The 2061-nt window shown below is 56.4% G+C and carries 1 protein-coding gene and 2 pseudogenes; 1 reads left to right on the top strand and 2 read right to left on the bottom strand.

All coding sequences use genetic code 11. The features are described from left to right. A pseudogene (locus tag AC11W3_RS12045) lies at nt 1-356 on the bottom strand (hypothetical protein); the annotation flags it as partial. Between the two features lie 142 nt (nt 357-498). On the opposite strand from AC11W3_RS12045, the pseudogene AC11W3_RS12040 reads away from it, so the two are divergent. Further along, a pseudogene (locus AC11W3_RS12040) lies at nt 499-987 on the top strand (IS6 family transposase); the annotation flags it as partial. Nucleotides 988-1003: 16 nt separating this feature from the next. Here AC11W3_RS12040 and AC11W3_RS12035 read toward each other — a convergent pair. After that, complete coding sequence (locus AC11W3_RS12035) at nt 1004-1849, bottom strand: transposase (protein ID WP_484093081.1); 846 nt, start codon at nt 1847-1849, stop codon at nt 1004-1006. Nucleotides 1850-2061: the final 212 nt, after the last annotated feature.

Here is a 2061-nt window from a genome sequence, read left to right as displayed (position 1 = left end):
TTAATCAAACTGAAGTTTAAACCCAAGATGGTAGAAAAGCGATCAAGTAAGTGTTCATTGAATTTACGAATCTTCCAGCTAGCGATGGAAATAACCGATCGGCTGGTTCCTCCAATGAGTGGCCGGTCTTCTAGCTTAAGGAGATTGAAGGCGGTCATCGAGGCATTAAGATGAAAATGTAGGGCCGCTTGACAGCGGGCCTGACAATCTAATAAACCGGTAAATTGTTTAGCATCCCGGCATAGAAACTCGATTTGAAAACGAGCGCTATAGAGACGATAAAGTTCCAGTGCAGATAGCTCAATATCAGTCGAGAACAGCAGTGCTGTTTGAATTTTTTGACCGACGGTCTTCATCCGGTAAACCAGCCGAATGTTCCGTTTAAACTGAACCCTATTAACCACCGCCGTATAAACCTGAACGGTTCTGTTGCGTTAGCGCGGTGGGTCACCGTTCCGGTAAGCTATCAGGCCACTGAACGCCTCACCGAGAACCCGCATGATCGACTTCAAAGGCCACCGCTTCGAAAAGGCTATCATCCTGCTTTGTGTCCGTTGGTACGTAGCCTATCCGCTGAGCTACCGGAATCTGGAGGAGATGATGGCAGAGCGCGGGGTGCAGGTCGATTACTCCAATATCTATCGTTGGGTCCAGAAGTTCACCCCACAATTGGAGGCCGCTTTCCGGAAAGGGAAAAAGCGCCCGGTCGGGAAGAGCTGGCGGATGGACGAAACCTACATTAAGATCAAAGGTCAGTGGAAGTACCTCTACCGCGCTGTCGATAAGAACAGACAGACAATCGACTTTCTTCTCACCGCCCATCGGGACAAGAAAGCCGCGCGGCGCTTTTTTAAGAAAGCGGTTCGGCAGCACGGTCTGCCGGCCAAGGTCACGATTGACCAGAGTGGGGCCAACACGGCCGCCCTGGAGGCACTCCAGGAGGAAACTGGTCAAGCGATCGCGATCCGCCAGAGTAAGTACTTAAACGAGACGTGGACATAAATCAGGCGGCCCGTAGCAAGGCTTTCACACCCACGCCCGTAACCAGCTTCTGCTCATGTTGATACAACAGTGCCAGTTGATAAAGCATTACGGCACCCAAGGCCAACAGTCGGCAGCGACATAAGCCCTTTACCGGCATTTGCCCCCTCCACTCGCAGATATTCTTAAACAAGCCGTTGAAGGGTTCAATGGCCTGCGAACGCAGCTTATGAAAAATACGGCGCCCCTCCACCCCGCCGTCGGTGTGCGGGTACGGCCCGTGCCGGGTGGCGACTAACTCGCGGCCCTGCAACGCACAGGCGGCGCGCAGTTCCGGGGTGTGGTAGTGTGGATCGCCCAACACGTAGCGCCCCTCCGCTGGCACCTCGACCAGCAGCTTGGGGGCGATCATATTATCGGCCACGTTGGCAGGGGTAAACTCCGCGGCTAACGGAATCCACACCCGACCGAGACTGACCGCCAGGTGCAGTTTCCAGCCGTACCACCACCCCGGCCACCCCGACCGGCTCCAGGCGGCTTCGGTATCGATGCTGGTATGCGGCACAAGCCCTTGCTCACGGTCCTTCTTATGCCAGACCCCGCCGTGCGCTCGCAGTCCCGTGCTGTCGACCGCCGCTCCATGCCCTTGGTCTTGCCAGGGGTTCAACAACCCTATCAACTGCCGCCCCAAGCAGCCAATCAGACCAGGCAACGTGTGCGGCAACGCCTGCAAGCGTCGCTCCCAGGTGCGCCGACACGGGCAGCGTCCGTTTTCGGTCAATAGCGTACCCAAGTGGCTTGCCACCGGATCGGGTTGGCTCAAAAACGCCAGCAACGCCCAAGCGGTATACAACCGCCGTACGATCATCACGATCAAGGCTTTGATCAGCAGTCGGTCAGAATACACTCGTGGTCGGCCCCGCGAACGCTGTCGACTCGGCGGCAGGGGCACCCGGTCCATTAGGCACACCAGGCTGACAAGCAGGCCATTGGTCAGTACCAGGTTCCCACCTCCAAGACAGTTGCAGTCGATCTACTGAAAGCGTATGGAGGGGGCCGCACATAGGACAGCCCTGTGTG

The sequence above is a fragment of the Geomonas sp. genome (assembly GCF_056994735.1).
This window is presented reverse-complemented; position numbering and strand designations above follow the sequence as displayed.